This is a genomic window from Desulfosediminicola ganghwensis (genome assembly GCF_005116675.2).
In the GTDB taxonomy this organism is placed as follows: domain Bacteria; phylum Desulfobacterota; class Desulfobulbia; order Desulfobulbales; family Desulfocapsaceae; genus Desulfopila; species Desulfopila ganghwensis.
In genome coordinates, this window is record NZ_CP050699.1 from 1,392,040 (window position 1) to 1,418,068 (window position 26,029).

Here is a 26,029-nt window from a genome sequence, read left to right on the forward strand (position 1 = left end):
GCCTTACTTCGTGTAAAGGGCTACTCCCAGTTCGAATGCACTATCCAGGCTCTGCTGGTCGCGATTGATGGCGGCGTGATCAGCAATTCCCATTACGCTCAGGCTGCCGACTACCTGCACATCAAGGTAGGAGAGGATCTGACGGAGGTCGTCACACACTTTTTCGGCCAGGTTCACCTGGGGATTACCACACACGGCTGCCACCACTGCACGCTTTCCGGAAATTCTGGAGCTGTAATCGGGGCGGAGAAAGCTTCCCCAGTGGTCGATGAATATTTTCATGCAGCTTGACATTCCCAGCCACCAGACTGGCGTGGCGATAACCAGACCATCCGCTTCTTCAATTCTTTGCAGTTGTCTGGAAACTTCCGGGAATTGCAGGCACTGGCCGGCCGTTCGGCAACGGCCGCAGGCACAGCAGACATATTTCTGCATTTCCACCAGATCGATCTGCTCAATTATATCATCTTCCGCGCCCACAGAACGAATACCCTCAACGATTTTTTGGGCGAGAATATCCGTGTTGCTCTGCAATCTCGGGCTTCCCATCAGAATGATGGTTCTTTTCATTGGTTCCTCCTTGCTTTTATCCAGTAACTCCCCTTCTTCAGTCAATCTATTTATACTGTACTTCGCCTAATTCTGCAAAATCATAGAAGTTACCAAGGCATGCAAACGAAGGTGATTTTTAATAAACTGTTGTCAGGCTAACGGGTTCAGCCCGGATTTTTCATGAACATTAAGACAAAGAACAATTCGATTGCCAAGAAAGCCCAACACGGACCAGTCAGGAGTGAAGTGTGGTGGATGTCGCCCCTCACGCCGTATTTTTCCACAGTGTTCACCTGGGCTGAGTAGTAACCCTTGGTTGAGTTCAACAGGAGAAAAATGATATTAGTCCGCCATGATTATTCTGTCGCCGCCTTCCTGTTGCGCCTTTTCAAGTTGGTTGTTGACGATGGTGAGGATTTCACGGCCGGAGGTCGCTTTACAGGTAGAGTATGAGGTGAGGCCTATACTGACAGTGACATGCTGGTGGGCGTCAGTACTTATAACGGGCGCTTCCCTGCAGATCTGCAGAATACGGGCGGCTACGATCTGGGCGCCGCTGATACTTGTCTGCCGCAGTACAGCGAGAAATGTGTCGGCGCTGACCCTGAAGGCGAGATCAACCATCCTCAGGGTATTTTTCAGGTGTCTGGCGAACTGATGAACAGCTGCATCCATGAATTCGCCACCATGGTTGCTATAAGCAGCGTTGTAATCATCCAGGGCGAACATTAAAACTGAGAAGTCGGTGCCATAACGCCTGGCCTGGAAATATTCGTTATCGAGATTTGACTGTATGTTTTTGTGGTTATAGAGCCCGGTAAGGTCATCAACCACGGAGAGTAGTTGTATCTTGTGTTCATTGTCCTTGTTACGCTGCTGCATGAAATACAGCTCTTCACGGGTTTCCTTTAACGATTGTGTGAGTTCCGATTTTTCTTTTAACAGATCGCTCAGCTGCATGGCATCAGAGAGTGTTCGAAAAAGTTCCTCCTTGCTTACCGGAATCCGAATAAATCGAAAGATGTCTCCGCTGTTAATCGCCTGTAGAAGACGTAAAGGGTTTGCACTCTTTATCAGGCAGACCCGCACCATTTTAGGGTAGAGAATACGGGCCAGTTTATGCAGTTCCAGTCCCTCGCCATCTGTCATGTGCAGGCCGCTGACCAGGATTGCGATGGGATGCTGTTGGATAATCTGCAGGGCTATATCGGCATTTGCTGCAAAGTGGCAGGTGAAATGCTCTTTGCGCAACATCCTTTTGATTGCGTAAAGCGTCGGTTGGTCACTGTGGACGAAGAGGAAATGAGGATCACGCATTATATTACCCGCTGGTAGCACCTTGCAGGCCGCTTTCGGCCGTGTATTTATATGAGGTTGCTTTCTCTGGAACCCTCAGGGCGAGGCAGGTCAGGTTAGAGTCCTGCTCACCACCTTCGGGGTTATTCAGCAGCCGCGGTCCAAGCTCATAAAGTGGCGGCCTGACTTCGAGCTCAGCGAATTCCTGAACCGTTTCAGCAAATTTACCGTCGCTTATCTGCCACTCGAGCTGTACACCGTCTAGTGGGGTAGTGTGCAGATAAAAGAGCAGAATGTCTCCCGGTGCCAGGGCAAGTGACTTTGTGTTGTATCCTGTGCCTTCGAGCAGGCCGAGAGGCGGATTGCCGCCTTTATGGACTGCGTAGCTACCGGTGGCACCTTGATAATGAAAGATGTTGATCTTGCCGCAGTCGATATAATGTAAGTTGTTTTTGTTGTATCTGCTGTAGAGCATGTTCATGGAGAGGCCAAGAGCGCGCAGTTTCGGCAGCGTTTCCCGGTCAATGTCACCAACCAGGTCAGCCAGGTCAGCCGCCTCAGCCCCTCTCCTCGTGTTATCGCTGTAACTCTGGATCACCGCTTTCAAGATGATATTTTTAAAACCCAAACCGAGCAGGGGAGACCTGTTGGAACCGGTAATGATGTTACCGAGCAGAATATCGGTGCAGTCAGAAGCGGTGACAAGACAATCGGAGAAAACGGTATTGATTGCCTGACTCGATTCCGTCACAGTTGCAACTTCTATATGGGTCTCCTGCTGGGGTTGCCCAGTTCTCAAAAGTTCAAGGCGTACCTGCTTTTCATATTCATTTTCAATACGATGGCTTACCTGCTGCCCCTGATCTGTGGGCACTATACCTGTTGCCGTTTCAGGCTTTACAGGCCGATCCCCACAGCTTGACTCCAGTTCCGGCAGGGTAGTGGTGAGTTCTGGTGTTCCCTCGGCGGTAACCGTTTCCCAAAGCTGGGCCATGCGGTAATACTCAACCGCGTCATGCAAGATTGAACGGAACAGTTTCGGGTTGAGCGGTTTTATGATGTAGCGAAAGATTTCTCCGCTGTTGATACTGGCCATGGTCTGTTCAAAATTGGTATTTGCACTCAGCACCATGCGTACGATAGAGGGATAATGTTCTTTGGCATACTGCACTAGCTGCGTACCGTCCATACCCGGCATCTGCATGTCAGTGACCAGGATGTTGATATCTCCTCTTTTCAGTCGCTCCAACGCCTCGAGACCGCCACTGACGAACTCCGCGACATATTCTTCCCTTTTAAGAAACCTCTTGAGCGCGTTCAGGATATCCGGCTCGTCATCGACAAAGAGTATGGTAATCTGTTCAATGGGAATCATGGGTTACTTCCTCCTTCTGGTCCACAGGCAGGGAGATGGTAAAAATTGAGCCACCTTCGTCCGGGCAGTGCAGGGAAAGCTCGCCACGGTGTTTATTGACGATGATGTCATAAGAGATCGACAACCCGAGTCCTGTTCCTTTACCGGGGGCTTTGGTTGTGTAAAACGGCTCGAAAATCTGGCGGCGCTGCTCAATCGGAACACCGGGGCCGTCATCACGAAATTCACAGAGTATGGTATTTCCTTCCTGCCAGGTCCGTATGGAAATCAGGCCCTTGTCTGTTCGATCCTGAGAGGCGATGGCATGGGCGCTATTGACAATCAAGTTGAGAAACACCTGGCTTAATTGCTCCAGAGAGCAATGGATGTCGTCAACATCTCCAAGCTCTGTGTGTACATCAGCATGATATTTATATTCGTTTCTGGCGATAATCAGAGTGTCCTCAATGCCGCTATTGATATTGGCCCAGGAGAATTCGCCGCTGAAATCGATTCGGGAGAAATCACGCATTGATTGAATGATCTGGGCAATGCGGACAAAACCACGTTCAGACTCGTCAAAGAGTTGGGGAATATCTTCAAGAAGGTGCTCGATACCGAGTTTTTTGTGCAGCATCTGCACTTCGGCCGCGGGTTCGGCCAGGAGCGGATTTTCGGCGGCTTTCTGGGTGAGGATCTCATATTTGCTGTGGATGAGCAGCAGGTCATCAAAATCTTCGACCAGGGTGGCGAAATTGGTTCGTACGAAATTTATCGGATTGTTGAGTTCGTGGGAAAGGCCCGCCGCCAGTTGCCCGACTGAGGCCATTTTCTCCTGCATAACCAGCCTGTCCTGGGCTGTTTCCAGTTCAATGGTTCTGTCAGAGATCTGTTCCTCCAGCCCCTCATTGAGTATGCGAAGCTGCTCCTGGCTTTCCTGTAGTTCCCGGGTGCGTGCCTCTACTGTGACTTCAAGATTCTCTTTAGCATCCAGAAGTGCTTTCTCCCGGGACTGGATCTGACGTGTCAGCCTGTTATATTCCTCAGCGAGTGCGGATATTTCCAGAAGGCGCTGATCCGTTGGCAACACATTATCGGTTGGATCGTTGTACATCTTCAACACCATCTGTCGCAGGTTTTTCAACGGTTTGGCATACAATCGGTTTGCGAAATAGAGCGAGATACATAGAAAAGCGAAGGCCGTGGCCATCAGTGCCAGGCTGACCTTAACAACTATACTCATTCTGGTCCGGTTAAGAGCAGTGTCATCCATGCGGCACAAGATGAGCAGGTGCGGATCAGCCATAACATGCGTGTAGGCTAAGGTGTCGATTCGCGGCCCGAAGGTGGCAACGCTCTCTCCGTGCTGGATGATCTCAATTTCTATATTTTCGGCAGTGGGAAGGTGGGAGTGAAATGTATTCAGTCCGGTAAGATCAATTTCCGCAACCAGAATTCCTTCCGGTTGTCCGCCGAACAAGACAGGTATGGCGATACGCCAATAGCGTCTTGGGAGTATGGTGGTAGTGGAGCTGATCTCCCAGTGATACGCGATTTTTCCACCAATCAGCTTTTGTACCCAGTGCTCACCGGTGTAGTCAAAAACTGGTAATGGCCGGGATGAGTTGATGCTTCGCCCCTTGAAATCAAGGAGGTTGAGCTGGCATTCTGTGCCGATGAGGGTCATGCCTTGCATCGCATCTATCAGTTGCGGGCGCATCTCTCCGGGTTGCATGACACTTTGGGTAATGAGCGGACGCTGGGCCAACTCCTTGAGAGCCTCCTTTTTATCGGAGAGAAAAGTCTTTATGGCTTTACTGACGTCTTCGGCATCCTCCCGGGTAGTTCGTTCCTGGAGATCTTTGATGGCAGAACCGACCTGGAAGTTGATACTTCCGGCGATGACCACAACCAGGATCATGGCTATCACAATTGAATAGGTGATCAATGCTCTGCTGATCGGGAATTGGGAGGGGAAAAGTTTCATTTAGCCTATTCCCCCATGAGTATAACGTCACGGTTTCTCGTAAATTTGTCCATTGTAAAATCTTCTTTGCCGAGTGCTTCATTGGCGTCCGGGTCGTCGGGGGAGTATGGACGGAAAGGTTGTTCATAGGTTTTGGCTGACCGGCCAAGGCTGTCGATTGAGTAAGGAACCATGACAGAGAAAAGAGAGATGAGAATGTTCCATCCCCAATCAAGATATGCTTTTCCCATCAACGTCCTCTGGTTGAAATATAGTACGGATGATGGTTGCTCCGGGTAACTTTGTCACGGTTTCTGAGGTAAAGTAATACCGTGGTTGGCCTCGTGAAGGGCGTGGAGCCGAGTGCCTGTCTGTCAACTGCTGCTTCTTCTATTATATGGTGCTGCTAAGCGAAGTCCAGTAAGTGAATTTAGGCCATATAGCGAGTTATTATGCATTCCCTATGCGGAAAATCCACAACCCGTGACCCTTGGCCATAACAGTTCGCCTGCAAATCATTGTTCAGGCTCTGATGAAATTGGTCGATTACCAATTGACGAGGCGTTACTACAGAGTCATAGTATTTCCAGGATGATTTGATCTTGCTGGGGGAACCGCAAGAATGTTCACTGAGGGTCTGGTAGACCTTCAGTTATGACAGAGTGAAATAAAAGACTTATTGAGGATGATATGGGTGATTTTCCTAAGTGCGACCTGAAAACCGGAGTGTGAGCTCCACCTGATTTGGCCGGCGGTCTGCCGGTACAGAATACGTCACAGCCTGTAAAGCATGTTGATCAGGTTGCTGGCGAGGCCTTTGGTGTAGGTGAGTTAAAAAACATCGCCTCTGCGGTGCACAGCAAGTACGCATCCGTAGCGAATTCTGCTGAAGGGATGTTTCGATATCCTACCGGGCGTGAAGGTGCGGTGAAGTTGGGATATGATGAGGCGATTCTTGCAGAGATGCCCGTAGAGTCACTGAACAGTTTTTGTGGCGTTGGTAATCCCCATGCCATTGCACCTGTTGTGGAAGGTGCTCATGTGTTGGATGTTGGTTGCGGCGCTGGTTTCGACCTGATTGTTGCCAGAAAAACCGTGGGTGGTTCAGGGCGGGTTTGCGGTATTGACATGACCCCGGAAATGCTGGAGCGTGCCAGGAAGAACTTTTCCGAACTAGGTGTCCAGAATATCGAGCTGGAGCTGGTCGATTCAGAAAAAATACCCTATCCGGATGAAACCTTCGATGTGGTGATCTCCAATGGAGTAATCAATCTCTCTCCGGCCAAGCTCGCGCTCTTCAGGGAGATTCGCAGGGTACTGAAGCCGGGAGGCAGGCTGCAGTTTGCTGATATCGTGTTGGCTCAACCGTTGCCTGCTGCCATGAAAGGTAATCTCGACGCCTGGGCCCAATGAGTGGGTGGCGCGGTCTCCGTGAGAGACCAGATTGCACTGATGGAAAAAGCTGGTTTCAGCAATGTGGAGTGTGTCGGTAACACAGGTATCAGTACTTCTCAATTTACTGAAGGAGCATTGTTTATTGCAGTAGCCCGATAGAGCTATCTCATTTCTTATTGTTTTTGGACCATCTCTTTCACCGTACGGCCTGCTACATTTTTGTAGTGGGCCGTATCTTTTTCTGCTGCCAGGAATAAACATGATGAATGTTTGCGATATTGCCGTTATATCAATTGTTTATGTTTTTTTTTCTGCGTATTTTTATTGGTGTCTGCAGTACGGTGAAAAGTAGTTAACAGCAGTTTAAATGAGTACTAGAGGGAAGAGATGAAAAAGTTTTTTGTTGGTGCCTGTATAGGTGGCTTGCTGATCAATTTTGCAGTGAGCGATGCAGAGGCGGCAAAACTGTATGTCAGCGGCCATCTTGGGGCGGCGTTTGCCGATGATTCAGACTGGGATTTGCCTGCTGGTGTGCCCTTTTCTTATGTGATAGGGTACGACACCGGCTGGAGTGGTTTGGCAGCGGTGGGTTATGAGTTTGAAAAAATCAGGCTGGAAGCGGAAATTGGCTACCAGAACAATGGGCTTGATTCGTTGAACGTTGTAGCATTCGGCGATGGTTCTGATGGTCCTGATGTTCCCGATGGTTCTATTCCATTGACAGGAGACCTGAATCTGCTGACGATGATGGTGAATGGTTATTACAGCTTTGACAACTCATCAAAGTTTACCCCGTATATCAGCGCTGGGTTTGGCTTTGCCTATGTCGAGTTAAAAGATCTTTATGCTGAAACTATGGATGAAGATCAGAGTAAATTAAATTTTTACGATACTGTTTTCGCCTATCAGTTCGGTGCAGGTGTTGAATACGGTATTTCTGAGCAGCTGTTTCTTGACCTGAGATATCGTTATTTCGCCACTTCTGATATTGCATTGGACTTCGGTCGGAGCGATACAGTTGATATGGAGTTTGCCAGCCATAACCTCTATGCCGGCGTGCGTTATCTGTTCTAGGAGTCTGTCGGACGAAGCCCTTTTTAGCCAACTCATAGTTCTTGAAGGAAATTTAATGCTCGCAGATAAGTGAACGAAGTGAGACTTTGATATCAAGCGTATGGCTCCGCTTAATTTTCCTTCGATGCCTCGATTTTGATTGACAATCGAATAGTTTGACAGACTCCTAGGCCGAATTTCTGCTGAAGTGTGACGGGGATTGCCATTCCGGGTGTTCCCCGTTTCTTTGTTTGTTACGCTCCTGCTGTGTTCAATCCCTTTATAAAAATATCTCCTTTGTCTAATACTTGCTTTACGGTGTTTCTCTATCTCTGTTTCCTCTGCAGAATGCTTTTTACTTGAAAAGATTTAGCCCCTTATTTATCTATACGCCCGTTCGCAGTTGCGGGCAGGCAGTACCTTGGTTCTTACACGTTGCAGTTGTTCCGGTTGTTTCTCTTGCTCCCGTCACAGGGCAGCAACTTTCCACATTTTTCGTCACCTGCAGAGGGACGAACACTCGGTAGTTTCAACTGATATATTTCAACAATTCCAGGTTCTTTGGGCTATAATGCCCGACATGTCCTTGCCGTGCGGCTGCCTGACTACCCCAGGTCATAAATTCGTAAATTATATAATGATGTTTTGGAGATATACGTGAAAAAAACAATGATTACGGCTGCTGCCGGTACCCTGTTGCTTATCTCATCCTCTATGGTAAGTGCCCAGAGCGGTCCCTACACCAGCATACATTTCGGCATGGCAATTCCGGACGATACCGATACCAGCTGGTCCGGAGTACCATTGGCAACAGTGTCAGCAGATAGCGGTTATGCCATGACGGGTGCCCTTGGTTATGACTTCGGTGGATTTCGCCTTGAAAGTGAACTCGGCTACCAGGACAACTCGATCGACACGGCTCGAGTAGGCGGTCTTTCTCTGCCGGCCAGTGGAGATATGACTATCTATTCCGGGCTGTTGAACCTCTATGTTGATTTTCGCAATGAGAGCAATATAACCCCATATATCACCGCTGGTATGGGTCTGGCACATGTGGCTATGGACAGTTTTGATGTTGCCGGAATTGTCTCATCAACCTCAAAGTACACAGATACTGTGATGATCGGCCAGGTTGGTGGGGGGCTTGAGATGGCAGTGAACGAGAACCTGGCACTGGATGTGCGCTATCGTTACATGATGACGGAAGAGGCTCACCTCGGTTACCTCAACTCCGAACTCTCCAGCCATAATGTGTATGCCGGCCTGCGCTTTAAATTTTAGCTGTAAATCCTGAAAGGGCAGTACAGTAACCCTTGAAGCAACACTGTGGGCATGTGAAACATTACCACAGTGTTGCGACGCAATAATCTCAAATATCTGCTGTTTCGCGCGGCAGCCATCACTTTACAGCCATCAGCGTTCTCCGTGACATCACCCTGTCAAAAATCCAGCTCCATGTACTTTGCCTGACGAGTTTGCCAGCTCTGGCTGTGCAAAAAAAGATATTGAACTCCACTGTCAGTTGCGAGGGTTTCCGACGTTTCTCTGTTGCCGGGGCATGTCCCTGTTTCCACCAGGGTAATTGATCCAGGTCAAGGCGGGAGGCTTTTCTTTGTGTTACTCAGGCGAGCATTGTTACATTTTAAAGGTGTGTGGTACACGAAAAGAAAAGAATCACGGGAAGAAAAAATGAAAAAAAATGTCCAGGTTTTCTGGTCCTGGCTTGGTGCATTTATCGGCATAGGTCTGGTCTCCGCTGTAACCAGGTTCGTGCTTGATGGAACCGGGCTTACCCTTGTCATCGGCTCCTTCGGGGCGTCTGCTGTGCTCATTTATTGCGCCATAGAGAGCCCTCTGGCCCAGCCTAGAAATGTTATGGGCGGGCATATTCTCTCGGCTCTGGTCGGTGTTGCCGCCTGCCAGCTTTTTGCAGATCAACTCTGGCTGGCGGCCCCTTTTGCTGTCGCCACGGCCATTGCCGTGATGCAATTGACGGCGACAGTCCATCCGCCAGGGGGCGCGACTGCGCTTATTGCAGTGATCGGTGGGGAGAATATCCATCAACTCGGTTATTCGTATGCGCTGTTTCCGGTTGCAACCGGGGCATTGATTCTGTTGGCGGTGGCACTTGTAATCAACCGGATCGCCCCGGGCAGAAGTTATCCAAAGAAGAGTTGAATTGTGGGCATTTCAATTACGGTTTTTGAGGTTCATTTGTTATGAAGATGGTGCGTATCATTCCTGCTATTCTAAGTTTTTTACTCATCGCCGCCCATTTGTACCGGGCAGGCTTGCCAATCTTTGCCGTCGCCGCTGTGGCTGCTCCTGCGATCCTCATCATTCCCCAATTCTGGAGCGCTCGAATCGTGCAGTTACTGCTGGTTCTTTCAGCGCTTGAATGGGGCCGGACTTTGTTGAACCTTGTGCAGCTTCGAATTGAAATGGGTATGGACTGGATACGGCTGGCGGTGATCCTGGCGGCGGTGATCCTCTTTACTCTGATCTCTGCGATGGTTGTGCAGTCGGCAAGGAAATAGTTTTGAAGAGAGAGGTTAGAGGTGAGGGGGGGGGAGAGGTGAGGGGTGAGAAATATAATGGATTATCGGGTGTCTCTGTGGTAGTGAGGGTATGGGTGATTGAGAGTTGAAACAGATAATTACGACTGAGTCATTTAGAGGGACGGGATGAACGAGCCGGCAGAAAAAAACGCTGAAAAGAAGGCGAAACGCAGCAAAGTGCCACAGGGAAGAATTGGCAACAGACCGTACTGGGTATTGCTCCTTTCGATCCTGGTTCGTACGGTTCATCAACTGGGAGCAGCTGTTTTTCTGGTGTTCTGTCTTTTTGGTGATGTGGTGTCGGTCCCGGGCATGTATCTCTGGCTGGCGGTGGTGAGTGGTGTCATCCTGGTTTTTACCGAGTGGCTGAGACACCGCGAGCTTTATCGTGAGTTTGCCGGAATGGCCACTCTCATCAAATGTCTGCTGCTAGGTGCCGCTATCCACGCCTATCTGCCCACTGGTCCTGCGGTGCTGGCGGCCTTTGTATTAGCCTCTATCGGTGCCCATGCTCCCAAGGAAATCCGTCACAGGTTATTGTGGTGAGTGTGAAAGTACGAGCATCTTCAGCTCAGGCCGATATCCCCTGGCAGGGAGAGAGTAGTTGGCAGGAACTGAGGACAGCAATTACGGCAATCTGCGCCGGCCTCGGGGAGAAGGAGGCAGAGATACGAGAGATCGCCCAACAGATGCAATATGGCTATCGGCAGCTCGATGAGCCGATGGATGTGCTCTGTGGCAGGAGTTGCATAACTTGTCAGGAGATATGCTGCCGGAGGGCAACACTCTGGTATGATTTGCCTGATCTCCTGTTTATCTATCTCATCTCGGCAAAGTTGCCTCCAAGGCAGATATCCAGGGTGTCTGACGGAGCCTGCTGTAATCTGGGTACAAGGGGATGTGTGCTGCCACGCTGGCAGAGACCCTTTATCTGCAGTTGGTATCTCTGCGGAGCCCAACAGCTTGAACTGTCGTCAGTACCGGAAGGCGGGCAGTTAAAAGAGCAGATCGAGTGTCTGAGGAAGTCAAGAAAACAGCTATTCGCTCACTGTGTAGAGGCTGTATCCCCGTAACTTGGATTTTTCATGACAACTTCAGGCTGACCTACTTTTGATTTCCCCTTTTCTGGGCTGCACGTTCCATCCGCTTTTTCAGTTCCTGGTTCCTTTGAATGATATCTTCCCGGCCTTGATACCACTCTGGAATTTCGTCATAGTTCGGAATACCGTCATCAATCATGTAGCGTGATTCCGGGTTGTGGGGATAACCCATGGGCACTGCGCCGCAGCAGACTGCCAGCAGGCCATTGTCATGGGCCTTCAGGGCACGGCTGGCGTGGGGTGAAACCCTGATGCAGTCTCCGCGCACAAGCTCTGTCAGATCCCCGTTTACACTGATGCAGCCACTGCCCTCGATCACCAGATAGACTTCTTCCTGCTTCCGGTGGGCATGGGTGAAGGTGTACCCTTCATTCGGGGGCAGGTTGATAAGCCCAAGGGCGACCCCTTCCAGCTTAAGTTTTTTGCGGGGGCTGGTCAGCCAGGGGAGGGAGGCAAAATCAAAGTGGGTTTTGGTAAAGTCTTCCGCCATGGGATGCTCCGTCAGAAAGTGTTCCGGTAACAGGAGATTTCGTTCATTCTCTACGAAATATGCGGCCTGAAGAGATGACTGGCTTGAGATAAATGATATCCGAAATTACGGAAAAAGAGTGGGATTTCCTTGCGGGACCGGAAAAATGCGTACACTATGTAAACGTGTTGTGATTTGGCAGCTAAATTGTGTTTTCGGGCAGGAGAAGAGAAGATGAAGCAGGTTGATGACTCTACAAGCTATATCAGGGCGGGCTGGCTGATAGATGGCAGCGGAAAGGCTGCGCAAAAAGATGTACTTCTGGTGGTAAATACAGGGCAAATAGTCTTTATAAAACCATATGCACCGGAAATTATCCCTGCCAATGGTCAGCTTACTGATCTGAGCTTTGCCACCATTCTACCTCCTCTTATCGACAGTCATCTTCATTTGAGCATGTCCGGGGCGGTTGATGCGGCTTTACGAGAAAACCAGCTGGTTGCAGGGTGTGAAGAACTGTTACCCTATATCCACAGGCACTTAAAGCAGCTTTTCGACCATGGAGTGCTTGCGGTGCGTGATGGTGGAGATCGTCATGATTGTGTGCTGGAATTCATGGCAAAAGGTATGAGCAATTATCCGATAGCAATCCATTCCCCGGGGAGAGCGTACCACAGGGCGGGACGATACGGAGGCCTCATTGGCAGAGCGGTGGCTGAGGGTGACTCGCCGGCAGAGCTGCTGATGCGTCGAAATCACCAGCAGGATTATCTGAAAGTTGTGAATTCAGGATTAAATAGCCTGAAAGAATATGGTCATGAGACACCTCCGCAGTTCTCGAAGGATGAACTGAAAAATCTGTGCGAGCTGGCCCACAGTAAGCAAATCAAGGTAATGGTGCATGCCAATGGCAGAGTGCCGGTACAGCAGGCGATTGAGGCAGGTTGCGATTCAATAGAGCACGGTTTTTTCATGGGCAGAAAGAATCTTGAACGTATGGTGGAGTACGGTTGCACCTGGGTGCCAACCGTTGTTACCATGAAAGCATACGCAGAAGTGCTGGAGTTCGAGGGGAATATTTCCGGGGCAGCAATTGCCGCCAGAAATTATGAGAGCCAGCTGGAGCAGTTGCGGCAGGCAAAAAAAATCGGAGTGAAGGTGGCGTTGGGGACCGATTCGGGCAGCCCCGGTGTGCTGCATGGTGAATCTGTTTTCGAAGAGATGAAACTTTACGGCAAAGCGGGGTATTCGCTGGTTGAAACAGTGCAATGTGCCACGGCAAACGGGGCGGAACTGCTGGGACTTGCCGATAAAGGAATATTACAGACGCAAGCTGCGGCAAATTTTCTTGTAGCCCGTGGTACCCCGGCACAATTACCGAGAAAACTCTCATATCTTGAGAATATTTTTATTGCCGGCAAGCCCTCAGCTCTGTACAGAAAGAATCCTGTCAAATAGCAAGTTGGTTTGTGTTAGTCACATGAAAACAGGTGATTAGCTGCTTTTGTCCGACAATGGAAAAACTTTGCCGATACCCGGGACTGCAGGGCTTCCACCTTGCAATTTGATGGAGATAAAAAATATCCTCGGGCAGGCTGTCATGCAGCGCGATAACTATCTCATAAAAGGACATAAAACGAATAAAGTGCAAAAGTTACTTGACCTGTACCTCTCATAACTATAATGTGGAATGTTTTTAAAAGTTGTATACAATTTTTGTCTGAGGACTGACGGCGAGGTTTTTTTCGTTCTGAAATAGCTTTGCCGACGGTAACGAAAATTTCTATGAGCACGAGGAACACGATGTTTTCCATTCTGAGAATCAATACCGCGACAGGAGAAACCAAAAGGGAAAGTTTTGATACCAAAGAGTATCTCCTTGGTGCGCGTACCCTGAGCTCCCGCCTGGTCAGCCAGGAGGTTGAGCCGACCTGTGATCCGTTCGGGCGTCACAACAAACTCTTTTTCTGTACCGGTGCGCTGGTTGGTACCACCGTTTCAAGTTCAGACAGGATCAGTATCGGCAGCAAAAGCCCACTGACCGGTGGTATTAAAGAGAGTAATGCCGGCGGTATTGTTGGTACTCGTATGGCTGAGCAGGGTCTCCGTTGTATCGCTCTGGAAGATGCGCCGAAAGCGGATGCGGGCTGGAAAATCATCGTAATCGGCAAAGACAAAGTCGAGATGATTGATGGCGAGTTTCTTGTAGGTAAAGGCGTGTATGAAAAGTCTGATCTCCTGAGCGAGAAATTCGGCAAAAAAGCAGGTTGTGTCACTGTTGGACCAACCGCTGAAAAGCTGCTGCTTGCTTCCGGTATCGCCTGTTCCGATCCACATGGCGTCTGTTCCCGATATGCTGGTCGTGGCGGACTTGGTGCGGTAATGGCGAGCAAGAAGATAATCGCCATGGTTGTATTGCCAGATGGCGAAGTAAAGCCTGAGATTGTTGACCCGGAGGCGTTCAAAGCCGGTGCCAGGAAGATTGTTCAGCTGCTGAAGGAAAATCCGGTGTCCTCCAAGTTCACCAAGTATGGTACTGCGGCCATGGTAGACATCTGCCAGGCATTGAACGTGCTGCCGACCAAGAACTTCCGTCAGGGTACCATGGAAGGTGCAGAGAAGATCAACGCCCAGTCCATGTACGACACCATCAAGGAGCGCGGTGGCGAAGGCCGGACCCAGCATGCCTGTATGTTGCCTTGCGCAATCCAGTGTTCAAACGTCTACCCGAACGAGGACGGTTCACTGCTCTGTTCCCCGATTGAGTATGAGACCATGGCGCTGATGGGCTCCAACCTCTGTTTGAAAAATCTCGACACCATCGCCATGATGAACCGCATCTCCAACGATGCCGGTGTTGACACCCTCGAAGTGGGTGCGGCAATGGGTGTGGCGCTTGAGGCCGGTGTTGCCGAATTTGGTGACGACGAGGCTATCCTCGAGTTGATGCAGGAAGTTCGTGACCTGACCCCGATGGGCCGTATCCTCGCTTCCGGTTGTAAGGTTGCTGCTAAGGTTCTCGGCGTACGCCATGCGCCGCACGTTCTCGGCCAGGGTATCCCTGCCTACGAGCCGCGTGGTACTAAAGGCATGGCTATGACCTACCTCTCTTCACCGATGGGTGGTGATCACACCTTCGGTTTCACCCTGCGTGACGAAGATGTACCGACCAGCAAAGAAGGTAAGGTTGAGCTTTCCAAGAAGTTCCAGGTTATCGGCTCCCGCATGGATGCCATGGGAACCTGTAACTTTGTTCGTTACTCAGTGCGCAACGATATGAGCCCGCTCCTCGACCTGATGAAGGCCATGTACGATGTGGAGATCACCGCAGAGGAATTCGACGAATTTGTTAAAGAAACCCTGCGACTCGAGCATCAGTTCAATACCGATGCCGGTATTACTCTGGCACACCACCGCCTCTGCGAAACCTTCTACGAGGAAGCGCAGCCAGAGACGGGTGAGAAAATCGATATCACTGATGAAGAGGTGGCAGAGGCTTGCCGCTGGTAATCAAGAGAGATGAGCGTGGTAACTGTTACCTTCAAACTCAGCGAGGCGGCACCTGTCTCGCTGGCTATCGATACGCCGCAGCCGCTGCAGTCTGTTCTCGAAGAGGCGGCGCGTAAGGCAGACATTGTGCTGGGCGGTTTTATTGCCGTCTGCAACGGCCGGGTGATTACCGGTGAAGAACTGGTGTCTGAAGACGATGCTGTCGATGTCTTTCCTGCTATTTCGGGAGGCTGACAGTTACTGCTTCGCTGTACCTCTAACAGCTCACATCTCAAGCCGCATCATCTATCCGGGTAAATCAGGATAGACGGTGCGGCTTTTTTGTTTTAATCACCTGAATTTAAAAAGTATTGGTTCTTGATTTACCTTGAATTGTCGGGCTCTGTTCTTAATGTAGTGCACTGTATTGAACCGGATGTCTCATGAACATTTGGGTCTGTGATATCCCGAAACAGTATTGGTGCCCCTGGCCGGTACAAAATCCAGCAGTGGAAAAAATTAACCAATCGTACTCATGTCCTCTCCATCAAACAGAAGTTCGCTGCTCTGCCCGAACTGTAAAAAGCTGGTAAGCCGCAACGCGCCGGCTTGTCCCTATTGCGGCCTGAAGAAGCCTGGCTCGCTGCTGAAAGATAACTTTTTAACCCGCAGCATGGGCGATGGTCACCAGGTGATAAAGATTATCCTGATGGTCAATGTGGCTTTTTTTGTCTTTTCACTCCTGCTTGGACTGGGCCCCCATATGTTTTCCAGCAGCCCTTTTGGCTTTCTCTCTCCAGGCAATAAGAGCCTTCTGGTCTTGGGAGCAACTGGTAGTTATCCGTTTTTTTATCTCGATCGCTGGTGGACACTGGTTTCGGCCAACTACCTGCACGGTTCGCTTTTGCATATAATCTTTAACATGATCGCCCTGAATCAATTGGGGCCGCTTATTATCCGGGAATACGGCGTATCACGGATGATAACTATCTATACCCTGAGCGGTGTTGGAGGTTTTCTGGTTTCGGTTGTGGCGGGTGTGTCTCTTACCATTGGCGCTTCCGCTTCCATCTGCGGCATGATCGGTGCCGCTCTCTACTATGGTAAGAGTCGTGGCGGCACCTATGGCGAGGCTGTATTCAGCCAGCTCCTGGGGTGGGCGATCTCCATTGCAATCTTTGGTTTCTTTGTGCCGGGAATAAACAATTGGGGGCATGGCGGCGGAATGGTTGCCGGTGCCTTGCTGGGTTTGCTGCTCGGCTATAAAGAACGAAAGAGGGAAGGGTATCTGCACAAGATGCTGAGCACTGCCTGTATTCTCCTCACCGCCGGTGCCCTGCTGCTTTCTGTTTACAATGGTGTCTGGTTCATCATGAACAGGTGATATTTGCGGGTAGAGGCAGCCTGTGATAGGTGTAAGTAAGGAGTAGAGTCGAGGAGTGGCTGGGGTTCCACCCAGCCATATGGCATGACTTCATTTTACTTTTCCAGGAGCGTTCAATGAACCTCAAGGATTTCACGCCCAGAACCATAGTCGAGCCGTTTCGTATCCGTTCGGTTGAGCCCATAGGTTTCACCACCCGCCAGGAGCGTAAAAAAGCTCTGGAGGCTGCAGGGTACAATCCTTTTTTACTGCGCGCTGAAGATATCCTGATCGATCTGCTCACTGACAGCGGTACCGGGGCGATGTCCTCAAGCCAGTGGGCGGCGATGCTGGCCAGCGACGAATCATATGCCGGGGCCAGATCCTACTTCAAGTTTGAACGGGCAGTACGTGAAATTACCGGTTTTACTGAGGTGATGCCCACCCATCAGGGGCGGGCCGCAGAACATATTCTCTTTCACTCTATCGACGGTGCCGGCAGGGTTATCCCCAACAATACCCATTTCGACACCACCAGGGCACATGTGGAAAACTGTGGTGCCGAGGCGCGTGATCTGCCATCCCCGGAGGGTCGGGACCCTGCTACTCCGGCACCTTTCAAAGGGGATATGGACCTGGCGGCGCTGAACGCGCTTATTGACGAGAAGGGTGCGGAGAATATCCCCCTTATCATGCTGACCGTAACTAACAACTCCGGTGGCGGTCAGCCGGTGAGCATGGGCAATATCAGGCAGGCAAGTCAGGTAGCGAAAAAGCATGGCATCCCCTTGTTTTTAGATGCCTGCCGTTTTGCGGAAAACTGCTGGTTCATAAAGAGCCGGGAGCCGGGCTATAAAAGCCGGTCCATCCATGAGATAGCGCTCGAGATGTTCAGTTATGCAGACGGCTGCACCATGAGTGCCAAAAAAGATGGTATGGCAAATATCGGCGGCTTTCTGGCCATGAATGACGCTGAGCTGGCTTCCCGGTGCCGGAGTTTCGAGATTCTTATGGAAGGCTTCCCGACCTATGGCGGCATGGCTGGTTATGATATGGAGGCCATTGCCTTGGGGCTTTATGAGGCAATGGATGAGCGTTATCTGGAGTACCGGGTCCGCTCCATAGAATATCTTGGCGAAAAGCTCATCGCGGCGGGCATCCCGATCATTCGCCCGACCGGTGGTCATGCACTGTACATAGACGCCGGCAGGATGCTACCCCATATTCCCTGGCACCAGTACCCGGCCTGGAGCCTGACCAACGGGCTCTATCTGCTCGGTGGTGTCCGTGGTGTTGAGATAGGTTCTGTGATGTTCGGATTGCAGCCGGACGGTTCGGAAAAAGCGGCGGCTCTGGAGCTGGTCCGTCTGGCTTTTCCCAGGCGTGTCTACACCCAGAGCCACGTGGATTATCTGGCGGAACTGCTTATTGAACTCAATGAGCAGCGTGAGTCACTCGGAGGGTATTCAATTACCAGGCAGGCGAATGTGCTGCGCCATTTTACCGCAGTGCTGGAGCCGGTCTGAGAGCAAAATCGGGTTTGGATCCTGCTGGTGCTGGTGTCGCCCTTGCTGGATAAAAGAGTGTGGTAAATTGATGCCGATTGAAGCCTGGCGTATTATCTGGTAAAGAGAGTCGCTTTTGCTGAAATTGGAACGTGGCGTGGCGTATATTCGCTGTCAGCCTCCCGTGAGTATGTTTCTAACGCACAGGAAGTCTTAAAGGATTTTGATGCTGCGTCCTGGTTGGTGGGTCTTGAGAGGTCTTTTGAATTATACATCCTGCATGGCGATTCTTGCCTGCCTGCTCTGGTCTTCTGCTTTTGCAGGGATCAAGATCGGCCTGCTCTATACCACTCCGCTGCATTTCGCCGGTGTACGTTTTATGCTCGCCGGGTTGCTCGTGCTTCCCTTTTGCGGCAATATCTTTTCCACCCTGGCCCAGATTCGTGCCCATCTTGGTACGGTGCTGATAATTGCTTTTTTTCAAACAACGTTTCTTTATAGTCTCTTTTACCTTGGGCTCGATCTGTTGCCGGGCGCGGTAGCTGCAATCGTCATTGGCACCCAACCCCTGGTGGTTGCAGGTGTGGCGCATTTTTTCGCGCCCGCAGAACGTATGACCACCAAGAAGGCGGTGAGTCTTCTTTTTGGCGGAGCGGGGGTGCTGGCCATTGCGGCCAACAGGGGTGAGATCGCAATTGAAGGTCCTCTGGCGCTGCTGGGGATCGGGCTGTTGCTACTTTCGAATTTTTCCGGCGCGGCGAGCAACTTGCTGGTCGCCAGAAAAACAATGGATATCAACCCGCTGGTGTTGAACTCCGCTCAGCTTATTATTGGAGGTGGATTCCTGTTCCTGCTGTCAAAGATTATCGAGGATCGCAGTCTGGTGAACTATGAAGCTCCTTATTTTGTCTCCCTCGCCTGGCTCAGTTTTCTTTCCGCCGCGGCCTTGTCGATCTGGTTTCAGTTGCTGAAACGAGATGGCGTGCGAGTCTCCGACCTGAATATCTGGAAATTTCTGATACCGCTTGCGGGCGCCTGTCTGAGTTGGTTGCTGGTCGAGGGCGAGTCTCCCACTCCGGGAGTTTTGGCTGGAATGTGTTCCATCGTGGTGGCCTTGCTGGTACTGAATATAAATGGTCGTTTCTGGCGAACGTTCAAGAAAAAGCATGATTCTCATTAGCTGTAAAATATGTCAATTTCAGGGAGCGAATGGCAAGGAGCTAAAATATTGATGAAATGTTGAAAAGTGTTGTCATTCAATGCAAAACTAAATTAAGTATTTGTCTTGGATCATCGAATAAAATTAATTATAGTGTACAGGTTCTGGTTTGCTTTGGCAGAATCTTTTCTTTGATAGAGGATATCGTATGGATAGAACCGATAAACGTATATTGAATATATTGCAGCGCAATGGCCGTATTACCAACTCGAAGCTGGCCGGGGAAATAGGTATTTCTCCGCCCGCCATGCTGGAGAGGGTCAAGCGCCTTGAAAAATCGGGTATGATTCGTCAGTATGCGGCTCTTATCGACCGGGAGAAAGCAGGGTTCAGCCTGCTTGCAATGATAATTATTTCGGTAAGTTTGAATGAGATTAAATCTCTGGAAGATGTTAAGGATAAGTTGATTATCCTGGATGAGGTACAGGAATGCTACCAGTTGACCGGCGATGTTGACTTTCTGCTCAAGGTAGCTGTGCGTGATATGAGCAATTATACCACCTTCATCAATGCAAAACTTACTGGAATTCCGGGTATTCAGAATATTCGGACCTCGTTTGTGCTGGAGACAGTAAAAAGCAGTACCGTGCTGCAGCTGGACGAGGATTGATTGTAACCATGGCGTAATACATATGAAATCGTGATAGTACTCAATGCGCTGTTCCCGGCATTTTTTCTAATTTTTCTGGGGGTGGCGCTCAAACGGGCGGGGATTACCAACCAGACGTACCTGCAGCAGTCGGATCAGCTGATTTATTATATTTTCTTTCCGGTCATGCTGTTCTGGAAGATTGGCGGTGCTTCTTTTGGTGGAATTGACTGGACTTTCTGCCTGGTAACCCTGCTTATTCTGGCTGTGCTCTTTGTTGTCAGCACGGTCGTTATCCATGCGGTTCCCATCTCCCATTTTCAGGCGGGTTCTTTTTCTCAAAGTTGTTACAGGTTCAACACCTACATCGGTGTGGCGGTTATTCTCAACTGCCTGGGGGCCGAAGGTGTGGCTCTGTTCGGTATCATGATCAGCCTGGCAATACCTCTTATCAACATTTTTGCAGTATCCACACTCATCTACCATTCCCCTAAAGAGAGCAGCAGCGGCAACAGGGCCAGGCAGTTTGGCAGGGCGCTGGCTGCGAACCCGCTTATTCTGGGGTGTATCGCTGGTATTCTCTATTCAAAAATATTTGGGGAGTTTCCAGTTTTTATCGACAATTCCCTGAGTCTTGCCAGTATGTTTACGCTGCCCATGGCGTTGCTCTCCATTGGCGGGTCGCTTTCTTTCAACGGAATTCAGAAAAATCTCAAGACCTCCCTGCTTGCCTCCGGGCTGAAACTGGTGCTGATGCCGCTTTTGGGCTATGGGGCCTACAAGCTGGCTGGAGTTGATGGGCTGGCCTTCAAGGTGGGCATGATTTTCTTCTGCCTGCCGGTATCAACTACTATCTATGTGCTTTCCTCCCAGATGAATAGCGATACCGAACTTGCCTCCTCTGCCATAGTGGTTTCTACCATACTCTCTTTCTTTTCATTATCGGTGGCGCTCTTAATATGATGCTGTACGGGGTTCGGAATAGTTTGGGAAGGCACAAACTGTGCCTTAGCTCAGGAGCTTCAAGAGAGCATTGAGCACCCCACTTTATGCCTGGCCCATTCCGGCCGTTTCTGAAAATACTTTTCCCTCTCTGGTTGTTCATCATACGGATGACGCAGCAGGTCATGAAGCTCATGGATCAGGGAAGGGTCACCGTCTTCAGCTTTATCGATAGCCAGCTGAGCCATATAATTCCGTAATACATATTTTGGATTTATCCGGTTCATCCGGGATTTCCTCTCACGCTTATCAAGGTTATCAGCCTGCAGTCGCCTGCGGTATAGGTTGAGCCAGTTCTGCAGTCTCTGCAGATACTTCCTGTTAATCGCCTCAGGCTGATAGTACGCATCCGCGAGTTCAGAGGGGAGCTGATGTAAGCCGGTGCCGGGGGCATCAGCCGGGCTGACATCAGCAAGATTCCTGAAGAAAATCGTCATATCCGTTTCAGCGCTTGAGAGGATATCGAGCAACTCGTTCACCAGGTCGTCATCGGTGCTGGTGTTGAAACTCCGCAGGCCAAGTTTACCGGCCATAGTGTTCTGCCAGCTTGTCAGAAAGACCCGGCGATAACTGTTGTTCAGAATTTCCTGGAGGCGTGCGGCCTCTCCGGTGATTGAGTGGAATGCATTTGCCAGCTGAGTCAGGTTCCAGAGGCCTATGTGAGGCTGGTTGCCGTAGCTGTAGCGTCTCCCTTGAAAATCTGTGGTATTGGGCGTCCAGGTAACATCATATGGCTCCAGCCAGCCATACGGTCCGTAGTCGATGGTGAGTCCGCTGGTGGACATATTGTCGGTGTTCATTACCCCATGCACGAAGCCAACCCGCATCCAGTGGTCGATCAGGTGTGCGGTACGTTCACATATTTCGGCAAACATCTGCGGTACCGCGTCCGGGGCAGAGGCGTCGAGATGGGGGAAATCCGTCGCCAGGGTATAATTGATGAGCGTCTGCAGGGTTTGGGTATCGTTTCTTGAAGCAAAAAGTTCAAAATTACCAAAACGTAGAAAGGATGGCGAGACCCGGCAGACAACCGCACCGGGCTCCATGCCGGGATGACCGTCATAGAGAATATCACGCAGCACCTGCTCACCTGTGGTTATAAGGCTCAGCGCCCTGGTGGTGGGGATACCTAGATGATGCATCGCTTCACTGCAAAGAAATTCGCGCACAGAAGAGCGAAGTACCGCCAATCCATCGGCGCGTCTTGAGTATTGCGTCGGTCCGGCACCTTTAAGCTGCAGTACCCAGCGGTCACCCCGGGTATTAATCACCTCACCGAGGTTGATGGCCCGGCCATCACCCAGTTGCCCGGCCCAGTTACCGAACTGGTGCCCACCATAACACATGGCAAAGGGCGACATATCGGGGAGCACTGTATTGCCGGCAAATACCTCGGTAAACAGGCGTGAGTTGCAGGCAACGTCATCAAGGTCGAGCAACCGGGCAACTTCGGGTGAGTATGCCAACAGCTTAGGTCCACTGACCGGCGTGGGTTGTACTTTCGAATAACAGGCTTCGTAAACCTGCCTCCTGTTATTCGAGACATCGGTATCGCCGGGGAGGTTATTGACAAAACTGTTGTCAAACTGGAGGGCTTCAAGTTTCGCTGGGATAAATCCGTTTAGCATATATGCACATAGGTTGAGTTTTGAGATTGGTTCTCAAATAATAGTCATGTGCATTGCGTGGGCAAGTGAAAATGTATAAAATATAGCTCGCTTACAGGGAATTGACAGGCGCAGAGTATGATGATTTGTTTTCATCTTTTCAGGAAGGAGCACTATTGTCGCTGGTTAGCGGAAAAATACTACAGTCCATGTCCACCGCAAAATTCTGGAAGAATTGGAGCTAGAATAATGTCTTGCGATGGACATTACGGAAATTAGACAATTGCTGCAAGTGAGAGTACCAATCTGATTCCCCGGTATCATGAAATACATGAACACCATGTTCATGAGAAATGCTGGCTGATTATTTTAAAGAGAGCAGGTAGGTTCGAAGGTTCTGCTTTCGGTCCTCAATACCCAGCTTTTTACGCAGCTTCTTTCGATGAAAACTGACTGTGGCTACTGCAATATTGAGAACGTCGCTGATCTCCTGGCTGCTTTTCCCCTGCCGCACAAGAAGTGCCACTTCAAGTTCCTGGGGAGTGAGCAGCAGGTGTAGAGACGACAACCGGTGCAGAAATGGGCTGCTGATATCATTGAGGTGGTTTTCGATTATGGTGATAAGGGCTTTCTCGCGCTGTTGCAATAACCCTGTTTTCATTTTATCGATGTAAGGGAGAACCAGGTCGCGAATGTTGGCAAGGAACCGATCTTCAAGTTCCTGTCGATCACGACTGCGATGATCGAGGAGAACTTTCATGGCGATATTGGTTTCAGCCAGTTTTTCTGCCTCGATCTGGAGTTGTTGCTCCTTTCGTTCCAACTCTTTCTGGATGCGTATGAGAGGAGTGATATCATCATGGGTGACGATAACCCTGGGTTCGCTCTCTGCCTGATATGGCAATACCTTCAACGTGAACCACCGCTCTTCGGTAGGCGAATGGCAGGGGTACTGGATTGAATAGTCTTTAAGGTTGCCTTTTATGATCTGTCGGATGGCGCTGGCCACTGCCCCGGATTCTTGATTTTCATCACTGTCGCTATCACAGACATGGAAATAGTTCAGGCCAACACAATCCACCGGTCCGCTCATGCCGTTTTCACGGGCGAACTTCTGCCATGCCCGGTTGGTCTCCAGGATGACCCCCTGCTCGTTCAGCACCGCTACATGGGTCACCAGGGAGTTAAGAATCACCTGGTACATGTCTTGTGTACTCATTCGTCCCTTCCTTAGTGGTCGTGGATAGTCTACTCGTATATTTCCCGGGTTGATCAGGTTCATGAAATATGCGGGTAAGATGATAGCTTTTACTATCATTATACTACTTTTTTCTGCCTATTGTAGGCCGCCGTTGAAACGTTACTGTTCTATTAGGGTCTGAAAAATCTGAAATGGCCGGGGTATAACGGCTCCGGCTTTTCCACGCACAACAGCTCTCAGTGAAAACCACTGGGGGAATAATGATGCGCTGCTTCAATAGACGGAGAACAAACAATGTATAATGGCAGGCACATGCGCCTGGGGCTTTGCTGCACTTTCAGGGAAGAGCAAATATCCTTCAAATCGCGACAGGCTACCTACCTGAAGAAATTTCCCGAAAAGGAACGGCTCAGTCTGATATCCACCACAGTTTTGCACAATGCCACAGCGCTGATGCAGGCACTGGAGTTCTGTGAAGAGAATAGTATTGGTTCTTTTCGAATAAATTCTAAATTTCTGCCCCTTAAGGCACACCCTGAGCTGGGATACAGGCTGGAAGAGTTACCCGATATACTGTTGATATCTGAACTGCTCGATACCGCCCGGCTGTTCAGACACACCAGGAATATCCGCCTCACCTTTCATCCGGACCAGTTCATTCTGCTCTCATCCCCTCGGGATGATGTAACCGAATCATCCATCGCCGACTTGGAGTACCATGCCGAGCTGGCGGAACTTCTGGGTGCGGATGTAATCACGATCCATGGCGGCGGTGCCTATGGAGACCCGGTATCGAGTCTCGCCAGGCTGGAAAAGAATGCAGACCGGTTATCGCAAAGCGTGAGGGAACGGATCACCTTGGAAAACGATGATCGTGTATACACCCCGGAGCAGCTTCTATCCACCTGCAGCAAACTCTCCATACCCTTGGTTTATGATGTTCATCATCATCGTTGTCTGAAAGATTCTCTGAGCATAGATGAAGCAACGGCAGCAGCACGAACGACCTGGGACAGGGAACCGCTCTTTCATCTTTCAAGCCCGAAAGATGGATGGGCGGCGCGCGACACGAAAAAACATCACGACTATATAGACGCAGGTGATGTTCCGGCTGCCTGGCAGGGATTTGAGGTGACGGTGGAAGTGGAAGCGAAGGCAAAGGAACTCGCTGTAAGACAATTGCGGTACGACCTGATAGAAAAAAGAAATGCGGCTTGATTTTTGACTCACTGAAATCAGCTGATACAATGAAAATGTCAGGTTACTTACGATACTTGAGCGCACCGCCAATGTGATGAGCAAAATCTTCAGGGTGTTACTGGTCAGATCCGGCCCAAGTCCCTGATAAAATATACTATTGATTGGGCCTGCAGGCAGGGATGGTGAAACTCATACTTCTGGCTCGAATAAATACAACTTTGCGCCGGAATCCTTTGTAACAACATACCGGCTCGCCTGGCATCGAAGGTGTAGGCTGGCTCTTTTGCCGATTTTCATGAAACATCCTGGTTGATCGGAGGCTGCCATGTTGCACATGCTGCTCTTTACCTCTGTGATTTTGTTGTTTTTCATGACCATGTGGTTTCTTGTTTCTGTAGCCATGAACCGCAATGATATCGCAGATATCTTGTGGGGAGCAGGTTTTGTACTGGTGGTATTGAGTTGTACACTGATGGTTGAGGCTACCACTGCCAGGGGAGTGTTGATGGCGCTTCTGGTTACGATCTGGGGAGTACGGCTTTCAGTTCGAATCTTCATGAAAAATCGTGGTAGGGAAGAGGATTTTCGTTACCGGAAATGGCGTGAAGAGTGGGGCGACAGATTTCTTGTACGAAGTTACTTTCAGGTCTTTGTGCTGCAGGGAGTGTTGATGCTGGTGGTGCTTACTCCGGTCTGGTACGTGATCGGCAGACAGCAGCTTTTGCCGCTGAATATTCTCGATATGTTCGGTTTACTGGTTTGGTGTGTAGGATTTTATTTCGAAGTGGTAGGAGACTATCAACTGGATGCATTCAAGAAGAATCCGGAAAACAGCGGTAAAGTACTCCAGGACGGTTTGTGGAAGTACAGTCGGCACCCGAACTATTTCGGGGAAGTTGTAATGTGGTGGGGGATTTACCTGATGGCGCTACCGGTAAGCGGTGGATTCGTCACTATCATTGGCCCGGCGGCTATCACGTTTCTCATCTTAAAAGTCTCTGGAATTCCTCTTCTGGAAGAGCATTATCGTGATAATCCCGTTTACCAGGCATATAAAGAGAAGACAAGTGTGTTCTTCCCCCTGCCGCCCAAAGCTGAACCAAAGAGGTGA

25 protein-coding genes are annotated in these 26,029 nt (G+C 50.1%); 17 read left to right on the forward strand and 8 right to left on the reverse strand.

Annotated features, from left to right (window positions below; genetic code table 11):
• Window positions 1-3: 3 nt before the first annotated feature.
• The 5 genes from FCL45_RS05995 to FCL45_RS06015 form a co-directional block, all read right to left on the reverse strand.
• The gene (locus FCL45_RS05995; protein ID WP_136798800.1) at window positions 4-570 is read right to left on the reverse strand and encodes a flavodoxin family protein; all 567 of its coding nucleotides are present in this window, start codon (window positions 568-570) and stop codon (window positions 4-6) included.
• Between the two features lie 324 nt (window positions 571-894).
• Complete coding sequence (locus tag FCL45_RS06000; protein ID WP_136798799.1) at window positions 895-1,869, reverse strand: GGDEF domain-containing response regulator; 975 nt, start codon at window positions 1,867-1,869, stop codon at window positions 895-897.
• Window positions 1,870-1,873: 4 nt separating this feature from the next.
• A complete protein-coding gene (locus FCL45_RS06005; protein WP_136798798.1) occupies window positions 1,874-3,223 on the reverse strand; it encodes a response regulator in 1,350 nt (449 codons plus the stop codon).
• Window positions 3,210-5,189: a sensor histidine kinase gene (locus tag FCL45_RS06010; protein ID WP_136798797.1), complete on the reverse strand. Its 1,980-nt coding sequence runs from the start codon at window positions 5,187-5,189 to the stop codon at window positions 3,210-3,212. The genes FCL45_RS06005 and FCL45_RS06010 overlap by 14 nt, the downstream gene beginning before the upstream one ends.
• A gap of 5 nt (window positions 5,190-5,194) precedes the next feature.
• Entirely contained in the window at window positions 5,195-5,419 is a 225-nt protein-coding gene (locus tag FCL45_RS06015) for a hypothetical protein (protein ID WP_136798796.1), read from the reverse strand.
• 493 nt (window positions 5,420-5,912) lie between these two features.
• Here FCL45_RS06015 and FCL45_RS06020 point away from each other — a divergent pair, with 493 nt between their 5' ends.
• The 7 genes from FCL45_RS06020 (at window position 5,913) to FCL45_RS06050 (ending at window position 11,247) form a co-directional block, all read left to right on the forward strand.
• Window positions 5,913-6,722 (forward strand): methyltransferase domain-containing protein, encoded by an 810-nt coding sequence (locus FCL45_RS06020; protein ID WP_391899371.1) that lies wholly within the window; start codon window positions 5,913-5,915, stop codon window positions 6,720-6,722.
• A gap of 228 nt (window positions 6,723-6,950) precedes the next feature.
• The gene (locus tag FCL45_RS06025) at window positions 6,951-7,637 is read left to right on the forward strand and encodes an outer membrane protein (protein ID WP_136798794.1); all 687 of its coding nucleotides are present in this window, start codon (window positions 6,951-6,953) and stop codon (window positions 7,635-7,637) included.
• 636 nt (window positions 7,638-8,273) lie between these two features.
• A complete protein-coding gene (locus tag FCL45_RS06030) occupies window positions 8,274-8,897 on the forward strand; it encodes an outer membrane protein (protein WP_136798793.1) in 624 nt (207 codons plus the stop codon).
• 408 nt (window positions 8,898-9,305) lie between these two features.
• The gene (locus tag FCL45_RS06035; RefSeq protein ID WP_136798792.1) at window positions 9,306-9,794 is read left to right on the forward strand and encodes an HPP family protein; all 489 of its coding nucleotides are present in this window, start codon (window positions 9,306-9,308) and stop codon (window positions 9,792-9,794) included.
• A 41-nt stretch (window positions 9,795-9,835) separates the two neighbouring features.
• Window positions 9,836-10,153, forward strand: a complete 318-nt coding sequence (locus FCL45_RS06040; RefSeq protein ID WP_136798791.1) for a hypothetical protein — start codon at window positions 9,836-9,838, stop codon at window positions 10,151-10,153.
• Window positions 10,154-10,300: 147 nt separating this feature from the next.
• A complete protein-coding gene (locus FCL45_RS06045; RefSeq protein WP_136798790.1) occupies window positions 10,301-10,720 on the forward strand; it encodes a hypothetical protein in 420 nt (139 codons plus the stop codon).
• A gap of 2 nt (window positions 10,721-10,722) precedes the next feature.
• A complete protein-coding gene (locus FCL45_RS06050; protein WP_136798789.1) occupies window positions 10,723-11,247 on the forward strand; it encodes a hypothetical protein in 525 nt (174 codons plus the stop codon).
• A gap of 31 nt (window positions 11,248-11,278) precedes the next feature.
• Here the strand turns inward: FCL45_RS06050 and FCL45_RS06055 are convergent, their stop codons facing one another.
• Window positions 11,279-11,764, reverse strand: coding sequence for a cupin domain-containing protein (locus tag FCL45_RS06055; protein ID WP_136798788.1), 486 nt, complete (start codon window positions 11,762-11,764; stop codon window positions 11,279-11,281).
• A 213-nt stretch (window positions 11,765-11,977) separates the two neighbouring features.
• Between FCL45_RS06055 and FCL45_RS06060 the strand changes: the two genes are divergently transcribed.
• The 8 genes from FCL45_RS06060 to FCL45_RS06095 all read left to right on the forward strand — a co-directional run bounded on the left by FCL45_RS06060 (window position 11,978) and on the right by FCL45_RS06095 (window position 20,871).
• Window positions 11,978-13,201: an amidohydrolase family protein gene (locus FCL45_RS06060; RefSeq protein WP_136798787.1), complete on the forward strand. Its 1,224-nt coding sequence runs from the start codon at window positions 11,978-11,980 to the stop codon at window positions 13,199-13,201.
• Between the two features lie 345 nt (window positions 13,202-13,546).
• A complete protein-coding gene (locus FCL45_RS06065; RefSeq protein WP_167495843.1) occupies window positions 13,547-15,253 on the forward strand; it encodes an aldehyde ferredoxin oxidoreductase C-terminal domain-containing protein in 1,707 nt (568 codons plus the stop codon).
• Between the two features lie 9 nt (window positions 15,254-15,262).
• A complete protein-coding gene (locus FCL45_RS06070) occupies window positions 15,263-15,487 on the forward strand; it encodes a MoaD/ThiS family protein (RefSeq protein ID WP_136798785.1) in 225 nt (74 codons plus the stop codon).
• Window positions 15,488-15,767: 280 nt separating this feature from the next.
• The gene (locus tag FCL45_RS06075; RefSeq protein WP_136798784.1) at window positions 15,768-16,616 is read left to right on the forward strand and encodes a rhomboid family intramembrane serine protease; all 849 of its coding nucleotides are present in this window, start codon (window positions 15,768-15,770) and stop codon (window positions 16,614-16,616) included.
• A 116-nt stretch (window positions 16,617-16,732) separates the two neighbouring features.
• Entirely contained in the window at window positions 16,733-18,121 is a 1,389-nt protein-coding gene (locus tag FCL45_RS06080) for a tryptophanase (RefSeq protein WP_136798783.1), read from the forward strand.
• Window positions 18,122-18,362: 241 nt separating this feature from the next.
• Window positions 18,363-19,280 (forward strand): DMT family transporter, encoded by a 918-nt coding sequence (locus FCL45_RS06085; protein WP_167495842.1) that lies wholly within the window; start codon window positions 18,363-18,365, stop codon window positions 19,278-19,280.
• Window positions 19,281-19,467: 187 nt separating this feature from the next.
• Entirely contained in the window at window positions 19,468-19,929 is a 462-nt protein-coding gene (locus tag FCL45_RS06090) for an Lrp/AsnC family transcriptional regulator (RefSeq protein ID WP_136798781.1), read from the forward strand.
• 30 nt (window positions 19,930-19,959) lie between these two features.
• Entirely contained in the window at window positions 19,960-20,871 is a 912-nt protein-coding gene (locus FCL45_RS06095) for an AEC family transporter (protein WP_136798780.1), read from the forward strand.
• 59 nt (window positions 20,872-20,930) lie between these two features.
• On the opposite strand, the gene FCL45_RS06100 is transcribed toward FCL45_RS06095, so the two are convergent.
• The gene (locus FCL45_RS06100) at window positions 20,931-22,538 is read right to left on the reverse strand and encodes a protein adenylyltransferase SelO (RefSeq protein WP_136798779.1); all 1,608 of its coding nucleotides are present in this window, start codon (window positions 22,536-22,538) and stop codon (window positions 20,931-20,933) included.
• A gap of 343 nt (window positions 22,539-22,881) precedes the next feature.
• Window positions 22,882-23,736 carry a helix-turn-helix transcriptional regulator gene (locus tag FCL45_RS06105; protein ID WP_136798778.1) on the reverse strand — a complete coding sequence of 285 codons (855 nt, stop codon included), beginning with the start codon at window positions 23,734-23,736 and terminating at the stop codon, window positions 22,882-22,884.
• A gap of 276 nt (window positions 23,737-24,012) precedes the next feature.
• Between FCL45_RS06105 and uvsE the strand changes: the two genes are divergently transcribed.
• Together uvsE and FCL45_RS06115 are read left to right on the forward strand one after the other, a co-directional pair.
• Window positions 24,013-24,936 (forward strand): UV DNA damage repair endonuclease UvsE, encoded by a 924-nt coding sequence (gene uvsE / locus FCL45_RS06110; RefSeq protein WP_136798777.1) that lies wholly within the window; start codon window positions 24,013-24,015, stop codon window positions 24,934-24,936.
• 307 nt (window positions 24,937-25,243) lie between these two features.
• The gene (locus FCL45_RS06115; protein WP_136798776.1) at window positions 25,244-26,029 is read left to right on the forward strand and encodes a DUF1295 domain-containing protein; all 786 of its coding nucleotides are present in this window, start codon (window positions 25,244-25,246) and stop codon (window positions 26,027-26,029) included.